This is a genomic window from Bacillus methanolicus PB1 (genome assembly GCF_000262755.1).
Taxonomy (GTDB): Bacteria; Bacillota; Bacilli; order Bacillales; family Cytobacillaceae; genus Bacillus_Z; species Bacillus_Z methanolicus.
Window position 1 is genome coordinate 768,994 of sequence record NZ_AFEU01000003.1, and the last position, 17,782, is coordinate 786,775.

At 41.1% G+C, this 17,782-nt stretch carries 14 protein-coding genes and 1 pseudogene; 3 read left to right on the forward strand and 12 right to left on the reverse strand.

Going from position 1 to position 17,782, the window contains the following annotated elements:
* The first annotated feature begins 18 nt into the window (after positions 1-18).
* Positions 19-1,518, forward strand: coding sequence for a glucose-6-phosphate dehydrogenase (gene zwf / locus PB1_RS13525; protein WP_004437625.1), 1,500 nt, complete (start codon positions 19-21; stop codon positions 1,516-1,518).
* 146 nt (positions 1,519-1,664) lie between these two features.
* Here the strand turns inward: zwf and PB1_RS13530 are convergent, their stop codons facing one another.
* The 7 genes from PB1_RS13530 to mce form a co-directional block, all read right to left on the reverse strand.
* Positions 1,665-2,582: a DUF1002 domain-containing protein gene (locus PB1_RS13530; protein WP_004437628.1), complete on the reverse strand. Its 918-nt coding sequence runs from the start codon at positions 2,580-2,582 to the stop codon at positions 1,665-1,667.
* Between the two features lie 109 nt (positions 2,583-2,691).
* Positions 2,692-4,101, reverse strand: a complete 1,410-nt coding sequence (gene gndA / locus PB1_RS13535) for an NADP-dependent phosphogluconate dehydrogenase (protein WP_004437630.1) — start codon at positions 4,099-4,101, stop codon at positions 2,692-2,694.
* A gap of 122 nt (positions 4,102-4,223) precedes the next feature.
* Entirely contained in the window at positions 4,224-5,507 is a 1,284-nt protein-coding gene (locus tag PB1_RS13540) for a DNA polymerase IV (protein WP_004437633.1), read from the reverse strand.
* Positions 5,508-5,622: 115 nt separating this feature from the next.
* A complete protein-coding gene (locus tag PB1_RS13545; protein ID WP_004437636.1) occupies positions 5,623-6,108 on the reverse strand; it encodes a chemotaxis protein CheW in 486 nt (161 codons plus the stop codon).
* Between the two features lie 143 nt (positions 6,109-6,251).
* Positions 6,252-7,370 (reverse strand): M20/M25/M40 family metallo-hydrolase, encoded by a 1,119-nt coding sequence (locus tag PB1_RS13550; RefSeq protein WP_004437640.1) that lies wholly within the window; start codon positions 7,368-7,370, stop codon positions 6,252-6,254.
* 65 nt (positions 7,371-7,435) lie between these two features.
* Positions 7,436-8,986 (reverse strand): acyl-CoA carboxylase subunit beta, encoded by a 1,551-nt coding sequence (locus PB1_RS13555; protein WP_004437643.1) that lies wholly within the window; start codon positions 8,984-8,986, stop codon positions 7,436-7,438.
* Positions 8,979-9,401, reverse strand: a complete 423-nt coding sequence (gene mce, locus PB1_RS13560; RefSeq protein ID WP_004437646.1) for a methylmalonyl-CoA epimerase — start codon at positions 9,399-9,401, stop codon at positions 8,979-8,981. Before mce ends, PB1_RS13555 begins: the two co-directional genes overlap by 8 nt.
* Positions 9,402-9,570: 169 nt before the next feature.
* Between mce and prli42 the strand changes: the two genes are divergently transcribed.
* Positions 9,571-9,666 (forward strand): stressosome-associated protein Prli42, encoded by a 96-nt coding sequence (gene prli42, locus PB1_RS17565; protein WP_174269860.1) that lies wholly within the window; start codon positions 9,571-9,573, stop codon positions 9,664-9,666.
* Positions 9,667-9,767: 101 nt separating this feature from the next.
* Here prli42 and PB1_RS13565 read toward each other — a convergent pair.
* Positions 9,768-10,223 (reverse strand): annotated as a pseudogene (locus PB1_RS13565) (transporter substrate-binding domain-containing protein); the annotation flags it as partial.
* 156 nt (positions 10,224-10,379) lie between these two features.
* On the opposite strand from PB1_RS13565, the gene PB1_RS13570 reads away from it, so the two are divergent.
* Entirely contained in the window at positions 10,380-11,531 is a 1,152-nt protein-coding gene (locus PB1_RS13570; RefSeq protein WP_004437651.1) for an iron-containing alcohol dehydrogenase, read from the forward strand.
* 113 nt (positions 11,532-11,644) lie between these two features.
* Here the strand turns inward: PB1_RS13570 and PB1_RS13575 are convergent, their stop codons facing one another.
* From PB1_RS13575 to PB1_RS13590, 4 genes are all read right to left on the reverse strand, one after another.
* Positions 11,645-12,082, reverse strand: a complete 438-nt coding sequence (locus PB1_RS13575) for a BrxA/BrxB family bacilliredoxin (protein ID WP_004437654.1) — start codon at positions 12,080-12,082, stop codon at positions 11,645-11,647.
* 310 nt (positions 12,083-12,392) lie between these two features.
* Positions 12,393-13,520, reverse strand: coding sequence for a methylmalonyl Co-A mutase-associated GTPase MeaB (meaB, locus tag PB1_RS13580; protein ID WP_004437657.1), 1,128 nt, complete (start codon positions 13,518-13,520; stop codon positions 12,393-12,395).
* The gene (scpA, locus tag PB1_RS13585; RefSeq protein WP_004437659.1) at positions 13,517-15,715 is read right to left on the reverse strand and encodes a methylmalonyl-CoA mutase; all 2,199 of its coding nucleotides are present in this window, start codon (positions 15,713-15,715) and stop codon (positions 13,517-13,519) included. Before scpA ends, meaB begins: the two co-directional genes overlap by 4 nt.
* A complete protein-coding gene (locus PB1_RS13590; RefSeq protein WP_004437664.1) occupies positions 15,705-17,585 on the reverse strand; it encodes a methylmalonyl-CoA mutase subunit beta in 1,881 nt (626 codons plus the stop codon). The genes scpA and PB1_RS13590 overlap by 11 nt, the downstream gene beginning before the upstream one ends.
* Positions 17,586-17,782 lie beyond the last annotated feature (197 nt).

The window sequence follows — 17,782 nt, forward strand, 5'->3', positions numbered from 1 at the left end:
AAGAGAGGTCCATAAATCGTGAAACAGAACGGAAAACCTACTGCACTTATTATGATCTTCGGAGCAACAGGAGATTTGGCAAAACGAAAATTGTTCCCATCCCTTTATAACTTGTATACAAAAAAGAAACTGGAACGGTTTGCAGTGATCGGCGTGGCAAGAAGGCCGCTTTCCGCCAACGATTTTCAAACAACCGTGAAAAATTCGATCGATACATCGAATGTTAATCCGTCAGATGTCAATGATTTTATTTCAAGATTTTACTATCATTCACATGACGTAACTGACTCAAGTTCCTATACTGCCTTAAATCAGTTGGCTGAGGAACTTGACAGAAATTATGGCTTGGAAGGAAACAGAATCTTTTATCTTGCAATGGCGCCAGAGTTTTTTGGGACAATTGCTGAACATTTGAAAAAAGACGGAATCACAAATGTTAGAGGCTTCAAACGCCTCGTGATTGAAAAACCGTTCGGTCATGATCTCGAGTCTGCCAAAGCACTGAACAAGCAGATTCGAACTGCTTTTTCAGAAAAGGAGATTTACAGGATCGATCATTACCTCGGTAAGGAAATGGTTCAAAATATTGAAGAGATCCGATTTGCGAATGCGATTTTTGAACCGCTATGGAACAACAGATATATTGCAAATATTCAAATAACATCAAGTGAAATTCTTGGTGTTGAGGAGCGCGGCCGCTATTACGAGAAAAGCGGCGCTTTAAGAGATATGGTCCAAAACCACATGCTGCAGATGGTCGCACTTTTAGCGATGGAACCGCCGATCCGCTTAACGACAGACGAAATCCGCTCTGAAAAAGTAAAAGTGCTGCGGGCTTTGCGCCAGTTGAAAGCTGAAGAAGTCAATGACTATTTTGTCAGAGGCCAATACGGAAGCGGCAAAATTAATGGAGAAACGGTGCCGGGATACAGGGAAGAACCGATGGTGGATAAAGAATCAAATACGGAAACGTATGTAGCAGGCAAATTGATAATCGATAATTTCCGCTGGGCCGGAGTTCCTTTTTATATTCGAACCGGAAAGCGGATGAAAGCAAAATCGACAAAGATTGTTATCCAGTTTAAAGATATTCCGATGAATTTGTATTATCAAACGGATCAAACTTTAAACCCGAATTTGCTCGTTATCCATATTCAACCTGAAGAAGGAATTACCCTTCATTTAAACGGAAAAAAAGCGGGACAAAATATGGAGACTACTCCGGTAAAATTAAACTTTTCGAATAAAGGAGCCGACGGAATGAACACCCCTGAAGCTTACGAAAAGCTTTTGTATGACTGCCTGCGCGGTGATGCTACAAACTTTACCCATTGGGACGAAGTGGCCTTATCATGGAGCTTTACCGATAAAATTTCTGAAGTATGGGAGAATACAAAAGAGGCGAGCTTCCCTAACTATGAAGCCGGTACAATGGGTCCAAAAGCGGCAGCCGAGCTGTTGGAGAAAGACGGCTTCTTCTGGTGGCCGGTCACAGATTTTGATGTAGAAATATGTTAATGTTTTTTAAATAAAAGAGGCTGTCTTAAACCAAAGGATCAGACCCCATAACACAATATATAGGACATAATGAACATGGGGTCAGACCCTTATGAGACACCTCTTTACCATTTTTAAACAAAAAAACAAGGGAAAAATCCCCTTGCTTAGGAAAATATACTTTTTATCGTTTCTATCAGTTCTTTAAAGAAATTAGAAACGGCATCTAAAAAGCCTTTGTCTCCGACCGTCTCTTCAATTCGTTTGTGGATGTCTTTTGTCAAGTCATCGAGCTGTAATTGGACGTTATCAAAATTAATGTTAAGATTGCGCATTTTTTCAAAAAGATCAATGAGCAGCTGACGGTCTTCCGGGCTTAATTGGATTTCAAGCGTATTTATTTTTTCATCAATAATTTGTTCGATCTCTTCTTTAGTCGCCGGATTTTGTTTTGCAATTTCCTTTTTAATTTCTGTTAAAAGCTCACTTACTTTGTCCTGGTCGAGCCCTTCTTTCTTAGCCAGGTTTGTGGCAAGGCTTAATTCTTCATTCGCCACTTCCGTACGCTCTTTATTCAACTCCGTTCCTTCCCCGTTATCATATGCTTTATAAATTCCAACGAGAGCGGAGTGTCCGCTTACTTTCACCGGGGAAGCGACTTCAACAACTGCATCTTCAATCCCCGCCGTCAACAAGGCATTGGCATACATTTCATTTGTTACTTCCGTAATGTTTTCCGGTGTAACTTGTTTAACAAGAAGACCCTCACCTTTTTCCTTTCTTGTAATTTTTGCTGATGAATACATATTGGAATGAGGGTCTCCATTAATATAAGTGACAAGATCCTTGCCTGTTACGGTAATCTCTTTTACTTTGCTTGTATCTTTAACACCTAATAGTTTTCTAACCTCTTCTTTTTGAGCAACGGATAATGCTTCACCGTAAACAACAATGGGAAGGCCGAATTTTTCATTAATGCTTTCTTCATCGCTGTCCCCGTTTGCGGCATAAGCCATGTTTCCCAAACTAAAGACAAAAGTGAATATTGCTGCGACTACTCCCCATTTCATAAAACGTTTAAACATTTTAGCAATCTCCTTTTCTTTAATAAGAATTCTATATTTATTGACTGGTTTAGACAGAAAAAAGTTACAAAAAAACAGCACACCACAAATGATGCGCTGCTATTTCCTATTACTTCATCCAATCAGTATGGAAGCTTCCTTCTTTATCAATGCGCCGGTAAGTGTGAGCACCGAAATAGTCGCGCTGCGCCTGAATGAGGTTGGCAGGCAGTGTCTCCATTCGGTAGCTGTCATAGTAAGACAATGCCGCAGAAAAACCGGGAACCGGGATACCGTTTTGAACAGCAACGCTGATAATTTCGCGAAGTGCATCTTGATAGCTTTCGACAATCTCTTTGAAGTATGGGTCAAGAAGAAGATTTTTTAGGCCTTGGTCACGGTCGTATGCTTCTTTGATTTTTTGCAAGAATTGCGCGCGGATGATGCAGCCGCCGCGGAAAATCATCGCAATTTCTCCATATTTGAGATCCCAATTATACTCATCAGATGCCGCCCTCATTTGCGCGAATCCTTGCGCATAGGAACAAATTTTGCTCATGTACAGAGCTTTCCGGACTGATTCGATGAACACTTCTTTATCCCCTGTAAATGTCTTGGCACTTGGACCGCGAAGCTGCTTGCTAGCTGCAACACGTTCTTCTTTCATCGCAGAGATAAATCGTGCGAACACTGATTCCGTAATAATAGGAAGCGGTACTCCTAAATCAAGGGCGCTCTGGCTTGTCCATTTGCCGGTTCCTTTTTGTCCGGCTGTATCTAAAATAACATCAACAATCGGCTTGCCTGTTTCTCCATCTATTTTTGTAAAAATATCAGCTGTTATTTCAATCAAATAGCTGTCAAGTTCACCTTTATTCCATTCGGCATATACTTCATGCAATTCTTGGGCATTTAATCCGAGTACATGCTTTAAAAGGAAATAAGATTCCGAAATAAGCTGCATATCTCCGTATTCGATTCCGTTATGAACCATTTTCACATAATGGCCGGCACCATCAGGGCCAATGTATGTTGTACAAGGTTCACCATTGACTTTTGCAGCAATGTCTTTAAAAATTGGAGCCACTAAATCATATGCTTCTTTTTGACCGCCGGGCATGATGGACGGACCGTTCAGAGCACCTTCTTCCCCGCCGGAAACACCCGTACCGATAAAATGAATTCCATGTTCGCTTAATTCTTTATTACGGCGCTGTGTATCAACGAAGAAAGCATTTCCGCAGTCAATTAAAATATCACCTTTATCAAGGTGCGGCTTCAATTGTTCGATTATTGCGTCTGTTCCTGCACCGGCTTGAACCATTATTAAAATTTTTCTTGGTTTTTCGAGCGAATGAACAAATTCTTCAATCGAATATGTACCAACAATATTTTTTCCTTTTGTTTCGGCTAGCATATTATCGGTTTTCTCACGGGAACGATTGTAAACAGACACTGTATAGCCTTTGCTTTCAATGTTCAACGCGAGGTTTTTCCCCATTACAGCTAAACCGATTACACCAATTTGCTGTTTCGTCATTTTTCTAACGTCCCTTCTTGTAATAAAATTACCTAATGTTTTGAAAAATCCACTTTTACTTTAGCAATTTTCAAAATAAGTTGCAACCAATGAAACCTTTCTTTGGAGAAAACGCTCCCCCCTTATTGTTTTTTATTTTTTTCTCCATTTGTAAAAGTTTGAAGAAAGTCCTTGTTAAAACTTGTATCAGTTCCTATTTTTGATTTTATATCGATATCTGCTTTTGCACCGGCATTTTCAATAATATGCTTTCCGTATTTTTCGCGAAGTTTTTCAAGAGCATGGATCAGCGGCTCTTTTTTTGCCTCTTTTTCAAATGAAAATAGATCAAGCTGCTTAACTGCATACCCTTTTTCCTGCAAATCCGTACCGGTGATCCCTAACAGTCTGACTGGATCTCCGTTCCAATGTTTGAGGAACAGAGTTTTTGCCGCCTGACTAATTTCATCCTTTTGGCTGACAGGATTTCTCAATTTTTTGCTTCTTGTGATTGTTTTTCGATCCTTATACCGGATGGTAATGGAAATATTAGCAGCTAAAACCTTTTTCCTTTTTAATCGGGCTGCAACTTTTTCCGCCAATCCATCAAAGACTTGAAACAAAACTTGCTGATTGGAGATATCTTTCGGCAGAGTCGTTGAATTCCCGACACTTTTAAAATCAGACACAGATTCCGGGTCTACTAAACGCCTGTCATTGCCGTTTGCCCGCTCCTTTAATCTTGCACCGTTTATCCCAAGAAGATTTTTAAGTTGGATCTCGTTCGCATTTGCTAAATCACCGATTGTTCTGATCCCGATTTTCGCAAGCTTTTCTGCCGTTTTTTTGCCGACGCCGTGCATTTGTCCAACATCAAGGGGCCAGAGGACATTCGGAACATCTCGCTTGCGGAGTATCGTGATCCCAAGGGGCTTTTTCATATCGGAGGCCATTTTGGCGAGAAATTTATTTGGTGAAATCCCGATGCTGCACGGAAGATCAAGCTGTTCGAGTAATCTCTTTTGGATCGTTCTGGCAATTTCAATCGGCGTTCCAAACTCATCGCTTTCAGTAATATCCATATAACCTTCATCAATCGAAACAGGTTCAACGAGATCGGAATATTGGCGCATAATTTCAAATATTCTAATGGAAGCAGCACGATATCGCTCAAAGTTAGGCTTCATCACAATAAGCTGCGGGCAAAGTTTCTTAGCTTCCCATAAAGGCATGGCCGTTTTTACCCCGAATTTTCTGGCTTCATAGCTGCAAGTTACGATAATTCCCCTTCTTTCTTCCACGTCTCCCGCAATGGCAAGGGGTTTGCCTTTTAAGGAAGGGTCAAATGCCATTTCGACGGAGGCATAAAAACTATTCATATCAACATGCAGAATCACTCGCCCTTTTTTCGGAACCATTTCTTTCATTCCTGCACTTCCTAACAAATGTTCTATTGTTATTTTACCAAAAGAATCAATGATATATGAAAAATGGTGCGGAAAAAGACTCCGAGTATAAAATAGAATAAAAAGAACAGCAGTACTAAGAATGCTGTTCAGGTCTTGCTTGTGTTTTCATATATTCTTGTATCTCACGGATTCCTTCAAGCGATTGAATGAGTTTTAAAGGGTCGATAACGGTTATTAAGCGCTTGTCAAGGTTGGCTACACCGGTAAAATAACTTGTTTTTTGATAGGCAATTAAACCAATTTGCTTCAGATTGTCTGAAGGGATTTCAGCAATTTCCTTTGCTTCATTCACGAGAACGCCGAGAGACATCTCCGGTGTATGTAAAACGATTAATCTCGTTCCTTCATTGATTACTAATTGGCGGTTATATAAGATATTTTCAAAATCAACAACTGGGATCAACTCTCCTCTGACTTTCACAATTCCTTTTACATATTCGGGCAAATGTGGAATTGGAGTTGTTCTCTCCATTTTTTCAATTGAAATGACATACTGAATTGGAAATGCATATTCTTCGCTGCCAACCCGAAAGACAACGGCCTTGTTTATTTCGCTCATTTTTAAACTCACCTTCTTTCTTCCCCAGCCATTTTTTTCCCTATAGTCATCTTACAAACAATAGGACTGCTTTGTCTATGAGGCAGCTCCGATTTTTTCGAGAAAAAAAGAGAACCTCATGTGGTCCTCTCCAATAGTTTAAATTATGCCGCGACTTCCTCTATGATAGCAATCACCATCTCAGCCAGCTTGTTGAGCTCTTCAATTGGCATTTTTTCGTTGGTTGTATGAATATCTTCATAGCCGACTGCAAGGTTAACAGTCGGAACGCCAAATCCGGCAATGACATTTGCATCACTTCCCCCGCCGCTCTTCAACAACTCACAGCTCCTGCCAATTTTTGAAGCCGCTTTTCGTGCAATTTCCACAACATGGTCACCTTCGCCGAACTTGAATCCCGGATACATGACTTGAACTTCAATTTCCGCTTTACCGCCCATTTCCTCTGCAGTCCTTTCAAATGCTTCTTTCATTTTCCGAACTTGTTCTTCCATTTTTTCAGGCACGAGTGAGCGAGCTTCAGCTAAAATATTTACCCGGTCACAAACAATATTCGTTTGAGTTCCGCCTTCAAAACGGCCGATATTTGCAGTTGTTTCTTCATCAATTCGCCCAAGCGGCATTTTCGCAATGGCCTTTGCAGCAATCGTAATAGCGGAGACGCCTTTTTCAGGAGCTACGCCGGCGTGAGCAGTTTTCCCTAAGATAACGGCTGAAATCTTTGCTTGGGTTGGTGCAGCAACGACAATATTGCCAACTTTCCCGTCGCTGTCAAGCGCATAACCATATTTCGCTTTCACTAACGATGAATCAAGCGCTTTTGCCCCCACTAAACCTGATTCTTCACCGACAGTGATAATAAATTGGATCGTGCCGTGCGGAATGTTTCGTTCCTTTAATACCCGTATTGTTTCAAGCATGACTGCCAGTCCGGCTTTATCATCAGCACCTAAAATCGTTGTACCGTCAGTCACAACATATCCATCTTTAATCGAAGGTTTGACACCCTTTCCCGGAACAACTGTATCCATATGGGAAGTAAAATAGATTGGATCCACACCGTCTTTTGTGCCCCGCAGCGTACAAATCAAGTTGCCGGCACCATGGCCCGTCTGTGCAGTTGTATCGTCTTCATAAACATCCAGTCCTAATTCCGTAAACTTTTCCTTTAGAACTTTTGCTATTTCCGCTTCATATTTTGTTTCTGAATCAATTTGGACCAATTCCAAAAACTCATTCAATAATCGTTCCTGATTAATCATGCATTGTATACCCCCTGAAATTTGCTCACTAATTCAGTATACCTATTATTGAATCAATCAGGCAATTATAGCGGAATGTTGCCATGTTTTTTGCGCGGGCGGGATTCTTTTTTGTTTCTCAGCATTTCAAGAGCCTGAATCAGCTTGATTCTTGTCTCACGCGGATCGATGACATCATCGACCATTCCCATTTTCGCCGCGACATATGGATTTGCAAATTTCTCCCGGTATTCCTCAATTTTTTGCCGCCGAGTTTGTTCCGGATTCTCACTGTTTTGAATTTCTTTAGCAAAAATAATATTCGCCGCACCTTGAGGACCCATCACGGCGATTTCCGCATTTGGCCAAGCGAACACCAAGTCAGCTCCGATCGCTTTACTGTTTAATGCAACATAGGCTCCTCCATAAGCTTTCCGCAAAATAACGGTCAGCTTCGGGACCGTTGCTTCTGAATAAGCATACAAAATCTTTGCCCCGTGGCGAATTATCCCGCCATGTTCCTGTTTAACGCCCGGAAAAAAGCCGGTCACATCTTCAAACGTAATGATTGGAATGTTAAAAGAATCGCAGAATCGAATAAATCTGGCCGCTTTATCAGAACTGTCAATATCAAGCCCGCCGGCCATGAACTTCGGCTGATTGCATACAAGGCCTACAACTTCTCCCTTAATTCGAGCAAAACCGACAACGATATTTTTCGCAAAATCTTTGTGTATTTCCATGAAAGAGTTTTCATCTGCAACTTGGTTGATCACACTTCTTACGTCATATGGCCGGACCGCGTCAAAAGGAATGACATCGGTTAAATCCGGGCGGTAATCATCCGAATTTTCCGCTTTTAATCTCGGCGGTTTTTCTTCATTATTTTGCGGAAGGTAACTTAAAAACTTGCGAACCATCTCAATAACTTCTTCTTCCTTTTCTGCACTGAAATGGGCGTTTCCGCTGATTGAATTGTGAACTCTCGCACCCCCAAGATCCTCGGCAGAGATCTTTTCCCCTGTCACTGTTTCAATTACTTTTGGCCCGGTAATGAACATCTGGCTTGTTTTTTCAACCATAAATACAAAATCTGTAATTGCCGGCGAATAAACAGCTCCTCCGGCACAAGGGCCCATTATAACTGAAATTTGCGGAATGACACCGGAATAAATCACATTGCGGTAAAAAATATGTCCGTATCCGTCTAAGGAAACGACACCCTCCTGAATTCGCGCCCCCCCTGAATCATTTAACCCGATAAACGGTGCACCATTTTTTGCTGCCAAATCCATCACATGTGCAATTTTCTTAGCATGCATTTCCCCTAAAGCTCCGCCAAAAACGGTAAAATCTTGTGAAAATAAAAAAACCGGGCGTCCGTTTACTTTACCGTAGCCTGTTACCACTCCGTCTCCGGGTCCTTTTTGTTTATCAAGGCCAAAATCAGTCGAGCGGTGTTCAATAAACGGATTTAACTCCACAAACGTTCCCGGATCTACTAAAAGATCGATTCTTTCACGGGCTGTTAATTTTCCTTTTTCATGCTGCCTTTCGATTTTTTCATCGCCCCCGCCCATTTCGACTTCGCGGCGGCGGTCGTACAATTCATTTATCTTTTCGTAAATATCAGCCATGCTGCTCGTTCAATCCTTTCTTTTCGCAAAATTCATACAATACGCCGCCTGTTGATTTTGGGTGCATAAAAGCGACAAGAGCCCCGCCTGCCCCTGTTTTTGGCCGGTCATTAATCATCGTGATCCCTTTACTCTTTATTTCATTAATTCGCTCCTGAATGGATTCAACACCGAGAGCAACATGATGGATCCCCTCTCCGCGCTTTTCGATAAATTTTGCGACCGGGCTGTCTTTCGCAGTAGGTTCTAATAATTCAAGCTTTGTTTCACCAGCTTTCAGGAATGCAACTTTTACTTTTTCGCTTTCTATTTCTTCGATCCCAAGCAGTTCAAGGCGAAGAACTTCCGTATAAAATGAAAGCGTTTTAACTAAAGATTTTACAGCAATCCCTATATGATCAACTTTTTTAATCATCTGCTCCCCTCCATAAAATTTACTCTATTAAAAATGTTTTTATTATTTATTATACTAATTATACTAAAAAAATGTCGAAAATCTTTCAAAAACTGAGCGGTTGTTCGATTTTGCAATTCCTAGTAATATATAGACAGAGAATTTATTGATTTTCTGGAGGATGATTGTTTTGTCTAATCGAAAAATGAGAAAACTGATTGTTTATTTGATGATTTTCATCATGCTTGCTTCAACTCTCATTACAGGCCTTTCAATGTTCTTTTAACATAACGATTTTCTGATAGTCTTCCAATGAATAGAAATAGCATGGAAATAATAAAAAACTGTTCGTTGTGAACAGTCCTTTATTAGTATAACCTAATTGAACTAAAGTATTTTTTCCAAGAAACCCTCGGCACGCTTGCTCTTTGGATTGTTAAAAAATCTTCAGGAGGGGCATCCTCAACTAAAATTCCTCCGTCAAGGAACAAAACACGGTCGATGTGGTTTTCAATTTTAATTTCTACTTTTTTTCTGATTTCTTCCGCTTTTCCTTCTTGAATAGATCCTAATTAAACACCAACAGTTTTTCCTTATAAATCTTCTATACTTTCAATGCCGCTGTTTTTTTGGTACGATCATATGTTTCTCATTATAATAGATATCACTGAAATCAACATTCTTTCTACGGTCTTCTGTTGGTGTCATCCCTGCTAAAACAAAGTCTACCTGGCCTGATTTTAACGCTTGAACAAGACCGCTGAATTCGATATCCTTCACCTTTACTACATATCCAAGTTTTCCGGCAATCGCTTTTGCCAGATCAACGTCAAACCCGATTATGCTAGCAAATACTCTATCCTACAATCAAGCAATCTTGCTCCTTGAAAAAAAATTATTTAGAAAAATGAGAATTTTACAAAAACTATATTGACAAACACATATATTAGGATTTAAACTAGCATTGTAAGCAATTACATAAAATAGGAGGTAGAAAAAATGACTAAAACAAAATTTTTCATTCCATCATCCACTGTATTTGGACGAGGCGCTGTAAAGGAAGTAGGTGCAAGACTAAAAGCTATTGGAGCTACGAAAGCACTTATCGTTACAGACGCATTCCTTCACAGCACAGGTTTGTCAGAAGAAGTTGCTAAAAACATTCGTGAAGCTGGCCTTGATGTTGTAATTTTTCCTAAAGCTCAACCAGATCCAGCAGATACACAAGTTCATGAAGGCGTAGAGGTATTCAAACAAGAAAAATGTGATGCACTTGTTTCTATCGGTGGGGGCAGCTCTCACGATACAGCAAAAGGAATCGGCTTAGTTGCAGCAAACGGCGGAAGAATCAACGACTATCAAGGTGTAAATAGTGTAGAAAAACAAGTCGTTCCACAGATTGCAATCACTACAACAGCTGGTACTGGAAGTGAAACAACATCTCTTGCGGTTATTACAGACTCTGCACGTAAAGTAAAAATGCCGGTTATTGATGAAAAAATTACACCAACTGTAGCAATTGTTGACCCAGAATTAATGGTGAAAAAACCAGCTGGATTAACAATAGCAACTGGTATGGATGCATTATCCCATGCAATTGAAGCATATGTTGCAAAACGTGCTACACCAGTTACTGATGCATTTGCGATTCAAGCAATGAAACTCATTAATGAATACTTACCAAAAGCGGTTGCAAATGGAGAAGACATCGAAGCACGTGAAGCAATGGCTTATGCACAATACATGGCAGGAGTGGCATTTAATAACGGAGGTTTAGGATTAGTACACTCTATTTCTCACCAAGTAGGTGGAGTTTACAAATTACAACACGGAATCTGTAACTCAGTTGTAATGCCACATGTTTGCCAATTCAACTTAATTGCTCGTACTGAACGCTTCGCACACATTGCTGAGCTTTTAGGCGAGAATGTTTCTGGCTTAAGCACTGCATCTGCTGCAGAAAGAACAATTGCAGCGCTTGAACGCTACAACAGAAACTTCGGTATTCCATCAGGCTATAAAGCAATGGGCGTAAAAGAAGAAGATATCGAATTATTAGCAAACAACGCAATGCAAGATGTATGTACTCTAGACAACCCTCGTGTCCCTACGGTTCAAGACATTCAACAAATCATCAAAAACGCTCTGTAATAATCATTTTGGAAAAGCGTCTCTTGAATTTCAAGAGACGCTTTTTCGTGATTTCTAGACTAAACAGTAGACATAGATTAATAAAAAAACCCCGGACAACCGGAGCTTAAGAACTATACTTCTTCACAATATTCATCAAATGCTTTTTGTAATTTTATCACAACTTCCATTGGCTCATGTCCTTCAATTTCATGACGTTCGATCATTGTGCAAATTTTCCCGTCTTTTAGTAAAGCAAATGAAGGAGAGGATGGCGGATAACCTGTAAAATAGCTTCTCGCTTTCTCAGTTGCTTCCTTATCTTGGCCGGCAAAAACCGTAACTAAATGGTCAGGCCGTTTATCATAGTGTAAAGCATGACGAGCAGCAGGACGAGCAATTCCGCCGGCGCAGCCGCATACGGAATTTACCATCACTAAAGTAGTCCCTTTCTTCGCAAATGAAGCCTCAACTTCCTCCGGCGTTTTTAATTCTGTATAACCGGCATCTACAATTTCTTGGCGGGCCTGGCGAACAACATCATTCATAAATAAATTAAAATCGATGTTCATACGATCGCTCCTTATAAGTAATAATATAGGGTTACTTACAATATACCACGTTTTCCATTCAGACAAAGAAATTTGCCTGATAAAAGTTTAACGAAGCGAACAAAGAGTAAAAGATAAATACAGCTGGATCCCCAATATTCCCTAGTTTTTTGAAGCTGACTCAAAAGTAATGGGTCAGACCTCTCCAATACAATATATTGACAAACACTAAAAAACATACTTTATATTGTCATTGTTGGAGCGAGTCAGACCCTTTTGAGTCAGCCGCTTTTTTTGCAAATATTTGAAAAAAGAGCTGTAAAACACAGATCTATTTATGTTCCGATTGTTTAAAAATCTTAAATAATTCTTCCACAGCAGAAGCAACAGTCCGATCCCCGGAAATTACTTCATTTTCGATTTTCGGAAGCTGTTTTTTTATGTCTGGATGACGAAAAAAGCTGTAATGGAGCTGATCTGAAATCATCGAATAAATCCATTCCTTCGTTTGCTTTCTGCGCCTGTCATCGAAAACGCAGGATTGTTTCGTCTGTTTTTTGAATTTTTCGATTTCATTCCAAATTTCGGCAATCCCGGTACTGTAAAGTGCTGAACAAGTGTATGCTTTTGTTTCCCAGCCTTTCGTGGCGGGCTGAAGAATATGCAAAATACGGTTATATTCTTCTTTTGCTTTTTCCGCTTCTTTCTTATTTAGTCCATCTGCTTTATTAACAATTACCGCATCTGCAAGTTCCATGATGCCCTTTTTCATTCCTTGAAGCTCGTCACCAGCTCCTGTTAACACTAAAAGCATAAAGAAATCGACCATATCCCTGACAATGACTTCACTCTGTCCAACTCCGACTGTCTCGACAAGAATTACATCAAAACCGGCAGCTTCGCATAAGAGCATTGTTTCTCTTGTTTTGCGATGAACGCCTCCGAGTTTTCCGCCCGAAGGTGAAGGACGGATAAAAGCACGCGGATTCCTTGCAAGCTTTTCCATTCTTGTTTTGTCCCCGAGTATGCTTCCCCCGGTTAAACTTGAACTTGGATCGACCGCAAGGACGGCAACACGGTAGTCTTGTTCACAAAGGAAGGTTCCGAACGATTCGATAAACGTACTTTTTCCTGCTCCTGGAACACCCGTAATTCCGATGCGAATCGATTTTCCCGTATAGGGAAGAAGATTTTGGAGAAGCTCCTGAGCTTGTGAAAAATGCCGTTCAGCATTGCTTTCAATTAATGTAATCGCTCGGGCAAGCAAACCTCTGTTTCCTTCCAGCACTCCTTTTGTTAACTCTGCAACAGTCGGGCCGCCGGAACCTTTTTTTTGGAAACGGCCGCTTTTTTGAAAAACAGCCGCTTCCGCCTCCGTTTCTACACCTTTGCGAACGTAAGAAGAAAATGCGTCCGGGCGTTCAGGATCAGACCATTTAGGCTTCATATCTCTGCTCATTCATTTGCCACTTCCTCATAGCCGAGCTGTTCATATATTGCTTTTATTATTTTTCGGGCTGCAACAGGTATAACCGTCCCCGGCCCGAAAATAGCAGCTGCTCCATGATCATAAAGATATTGATAGTCTTGCGCCGGAATGACTCCTCCTACAACAACGAGAATATCTTCTCTGCAGAGCTTTTTCAATTCGGCAACCAATTGCGGCAGAAGTGTTTTGTGCCCCGCGGCCAATGAACTGATCCCGACTACGTGAACATCATTTTCAACTGCCTGCAAAGCAGTTTCTTCCGGTGTTTGAAATAGCGGTCCGATGTCAACATCAAATCCAAGATCCGCAAATGCGGTGGAAATGACTTTTGCTCCTCTGTCATGTCCGTCTTGGCCCATCTTTGCAATTAATATTCTCGGTCTTCTGCCTTCATTTTCTAAAAATTCATCGGTCATCTTTTTAACTTCAGCTATTTCTTCCTCATTTGAAAAGTTCGAACTGTAAATGCCGCTGACGGAGCGAATCACAGCCTTATGCCGGCTTGCTACTTTTTCAATCGCATAGGAGATTTCCCCTAATGTAGCCCTTGCTCTCGCCGCCTGTACAGAAAGCTCCAGCAAATTGCCTTTTCCGGACCTCGCTGAATCCGTAATTGCCTGAAGTGCTTCTTGCACTTTTTGTTCATTACGGGTTGCCTTCAATTGTTTCAGCTTCTCAATTTGCCTCAACCGCACTGCTGTGTTATCAATATCTAATATTTCAATTGGATCCTCTTTTTCAAGGCGGTATCGGTTAACACCAATGATCGTTTCTTTTCTTGAATCGATTTGGGCTTGTCGTCTGGCCGCAGCTTCCTCAATTCGCATTTTTGGCAGCCCTGTTTCAATTGCTTTCGCCATTCCGCCGAGATTTTCGATTTCTTCAATATGTTCCCACGTCCGTTCGATCAGCTTATTTGTTAAGGCTTCAACATAATAAGATCCACCCCATGGATCAATTACGTTCGTAATCCCGGTTTCTTCCTGCAAATACAGCTGCGTATTGCGGGCAATCCTAGCTGAAAAATCAGTCGGCAGCGCTATTGCCTCATCAAGAGCATTCGTATGAAGAGACTGTGTATGACCCATTGCTGCAGCATGGGCTTCAATCAGCGTTCTGACTACATTATTGAAAGGATCCTGTTCTGTAAGACTCCAGCCCGAAGTTTGCGAGTGCGTTCTAAGCGCCATTGATTTCGGGTTTTTCGGATTGAACGATTTCATCATTTTTGCCCAAATATGGCGGGCTGCCCTCATTTTCGCAACTTCCATAAAATAATTCATCCCGATTGCCCAGAAGAATGACAGCCTCGGAGCAAATGAGTCGATTTCAATCCCGGCTTTTAAACCGGTTCTCACATATTCAAGCCCGTCTGCAAGTGTATAAGCCAATTCGATATCAGCCGGTGCTCCCGCCTCTTGCATATGGTAGCCTGAAATACTGATGCTGTTAAACTTTGGCATATAGTTTGACGTATATTCAAAAATATCGGCAATAATTTTCATCGACATTTCAGGCGGATAAATATATGTATTGCGGACCATATATTCCTTTAAAATATCGTTTTGGATCGTTCCCGAAAGCTTTTCCTGGCTTACCCCCTGCTCTTCCGCAGTCACAATATAAAAAGCCATTATCGGCAGAACGGCACCGTTCATTGTCATTGATACAGACATTTGATCGAGAGGAATTCCATCAAACAACGTCTTTATGTCCAGAATGGAATCGATGGCTACTCCTGCTTTTCCGACATCACCGACTACACGGGGATGATCTGAATCATAGCCGCGGTGGGTTGCCAAATCAAAAGCTACGGACAGCCCCTTTTGCCCCATCGCCAGATTGCGGCGGTAAAAAGCATTGCTTTCTTCAGCTGTTGAAAAACCTGCATATTGGCGGACAGTCCATGGCCTGTTTACATACATGGTCGGATATGGACCGCGCGTATAGGGAGGCAGCCCCGGTTTATCGTCTAAATGCTTAAGCCCGTTTCGATCTGCTTTCGTGTACAATGGTTTAATTCTTATTTGCTCATTTGTTTCGAAAAGCAAATCTTCTATGGATCGCCCGATTTCTTCTTCCGCTTTTGCTTTCCATTCCTGCTCTGTAGGAATGGATTGATTTTCAAAAAGGGAAATTTTTTTAAAGTCAGGTTTATTCTTCATGCATTCTCGCCTCCATTTCCTCTAAAATGCCAGAAACGACTTTGTAACAATTGCTTTTTACATGGATAAACTCGTCGATGCCGCTGGAACGCCAATCTTTCTCCCCGCCTACATCCGGCAGGCAGGCTAAGAAAAGCTTAATGGATGGGAAAAGTTTCTTAATTTCCCGGACAAGTTCCATACCTGTTTCCGCATACTGTTCATTGCTGCCGCATAAACAATAGTGCTCAAAACCTGTTTCCTTAATAAAAGAAAAAGCTTGTTCGGTCGAATTGATTTCTCCGCTTTGCTTTCCTTCAATCCCTCCTGGGGCAATAAATCCTGTAATAAAATCTGCCCGTGCTTTGTGCTGTTTTAGCGCACCGAGGCAAATCAATCCAATCGCCGGCTTTCTTCCCAATTGATCAGCCAGTTGCTCTGAGCGGCGGCGGAGTTTTTCGAATGGCTCCGATAAACGGATTTGCGGGATTGGCTCCACCGTTTCTTTTATGTCTGTTGCTGAAACATTTTCAGGCTCTTCAGGCAACTGGAGTGGCTTATCATCAAGGTTGGCATATATATTTGTACCGATAATGCTTTGTTTTCTTGTATAAACATCCATCTGCCTTTTTTCACGAATTTCGCTTATTTGCTGTTGTAGCCACCCGGATTTCAGCGCTTCAAAAATCCCGCCGTGATCTTCAATTTGCAGAAAAAGCTCCCACGATTTTTCTGCAAGTTCATTGGTTAGATGTTCTACATACCATGAACCTCCGGCCGGATCCACCGTTTTATTCAGATGGGCTTCTTCTTTTAAAATCAGCTGTGTATTTCGTGCAATTCTGTCTGAAAAAGACGAAAAATTGTTTTCCGGTTCATTATACGGGCTTACATGCAAGTATTGGATTCCGCCGAGTACAGCAGCAAATGCCTCATTTCCGCTGCGGAGCAAATTCACATACGGATCATATGCCGTTTTCGTAAATTTTGAAGTTTCAGCAGCAATAATCATTTTTCGGTTTTCAGGCAATGCACCATACGCCTCTGTTATTTTGTTCCAAATCATCCTCGCAGCGCGAAGTTTCGCTATTTCCATAAAAAAATTTGCCCCTATGGAAAATTTAAATACGATCTTATATAAAATTTTTTCCAAGGAAAGTTTCCGGTCAAGCAGTTCCTGGATGTGGAATACGGCGGCAGATAGGCCGGCGGCAAGTTCTTGAACAGCACTAGCTCCTCCATTATGATACGGAGTCGTATCAACGAGGATTGTTTTTAAATGAGGCATGTTTTGATCAGCTTTTTTTATAAGTTCTGCCCATTGGTCGTAAAGCTCGCTTATCTTTATTGGCAGAGTCCCTTGTTCTGCTAAAACAGCGATAGGATCCATTCCTGTAAAGCCTGTAATTTTTTCTGCGGAATCTCCTGCAATATCGAGAAGGGCCTCAATAAAAACATATTGAAATAATTTTGCATTTACGCTGAAAGGATTTTTTTCATAAATATTACCGATGATTTCCTTAAGGCGACCTGCCGTGTCTGTTTGAACTTCAAAAGAAATGGATGTCTGCCCTTTATCCAGCGAAGACGAAAGACTTGTTTTCAATTCATCTATATTTTTATATTGAATCGTCTGGGCGACGTACCATTCAGACTGGTTATAACCAAGAGAATAGATCCCTCTTCTGTAGTCCGGGAAGCCGGGAAATTGGGATGTTTCCCAATCGACCTCATCCTCTGCCGAGTAAAGCGGTTTCAATTTAATGTTTTCATATGTGCATCTTGAAAGTGAATCTAGCAGTTTTCCTTTTAAATTTTTTTCTGCTGCCTCTTTCCATTCATCTATTGAGAAAGCCGGAAATTGTTCATTTTTCATTTCGTTGATTGTCATCTTGCGCTGCCAGTATCCGGCAGCATTCCCTCCCTTCTAGTATAGACGAGGCCAAAAAACTGTAGTAAAATTCAAATTATTTATGTACAATTATTATTTTAGTATATAAACTTGAAAGCCGCAACGACCACTTTAACACTTTAAAGGATTGAGGGACAGGCCCGCACTACGGTAAAGCGTTAAAGCGTTGAGGGCCT

What these genes read in the sequence shown, in the direction of transcription:
- mce (WP_004437646.1), bottom strand. Translation starts at nt 9,401, where the DNA reads ATGATTAAAAAAGTTGATCATATAGGGATTGCTGTAAAATCTTTAGTT.
- PB1_RS13575 (WP_004437654.1), bottom strand. Translation starts at nt 12,082, where the DNA reads ATGAACATCGATTTTAATTTATTTATGAATGATGTTGTTCGCCAGGCC.
- scpA (WP_004437659.1), bottom strand. Translation starts at nt 15,715, where the DNA reads ATGAAGAATAAACCTGACTTTAAAAAAATTTCCCTTTTTGAAAATCAA.
- PB1_RS13530 (WP_004437628.1), bottom strand. Translation starts at nt 2,582, where the DNA reads ATGTTTAAACGTTTTATGAAATGGGGAGTAGTCGCAGCAATATTCACT.
- PB1_RS13570 (WP_004437651.1), top strand. Translation starts at nt 10,380, where the DNA reads ATGACTAAAACAAAATTTTTCATTCCATCATCCACTGTATTTGGACGA.
- meaB (WP_004437657.1), bottom strand. Translation starts at nt 13,520, where the DNA reads ATGAGCAGAGATATGAAGCCTAAATGGTCTGATCCTGAACGCCCGGAC.
- PB1_RS13550 (WP_004437640.1), bottom strand. Translation starts at nt 7,370, where the DNA reads ATGATTAATCAGGAACGATTATTGAATGAGTTTTTGGAATTGGTCCAA.
- PB1_RS13545 (WP_004437636.1), bottom strand. Translation starts at nt 6,108, where the DNA reads ATGAGCGAAATAAACAAGGCCGTTGTCTTTCGGGTTGGCAGCGAAGAA.
- PB1_RS13555 (WP_004437643.1), bottom strand. Translation starts at nt 8,986, where the DNA reads ATGGCTGATATTTACGAAAAGATAAATGAATTGTACGACCGCCGCCGC.
- PB1_RS13540 (WP_004437633.1), bottom strand. Translation starts at nt 5,507, where the DNA reads ATGAAAGAAATGGTTCCGAAAAAAGGGCGAGTGATTCTGCATGTTGAT.
- gndA (WP_004437630.1), bottom strand. Translation starts at nt 4,101, where the DNA reads ATGACGAAACAGCAAATTGGTGTAATCGGTTTAGCTGTAATGGGGAAA.
- PB1_RS13590 (WP_004437664.1), bottom strand. Translation starts at nt 17,585, where the DNA reads ATGACAATCAACGAAATGAAAAATGAACAATTTCCGGCTTTCTCAATA.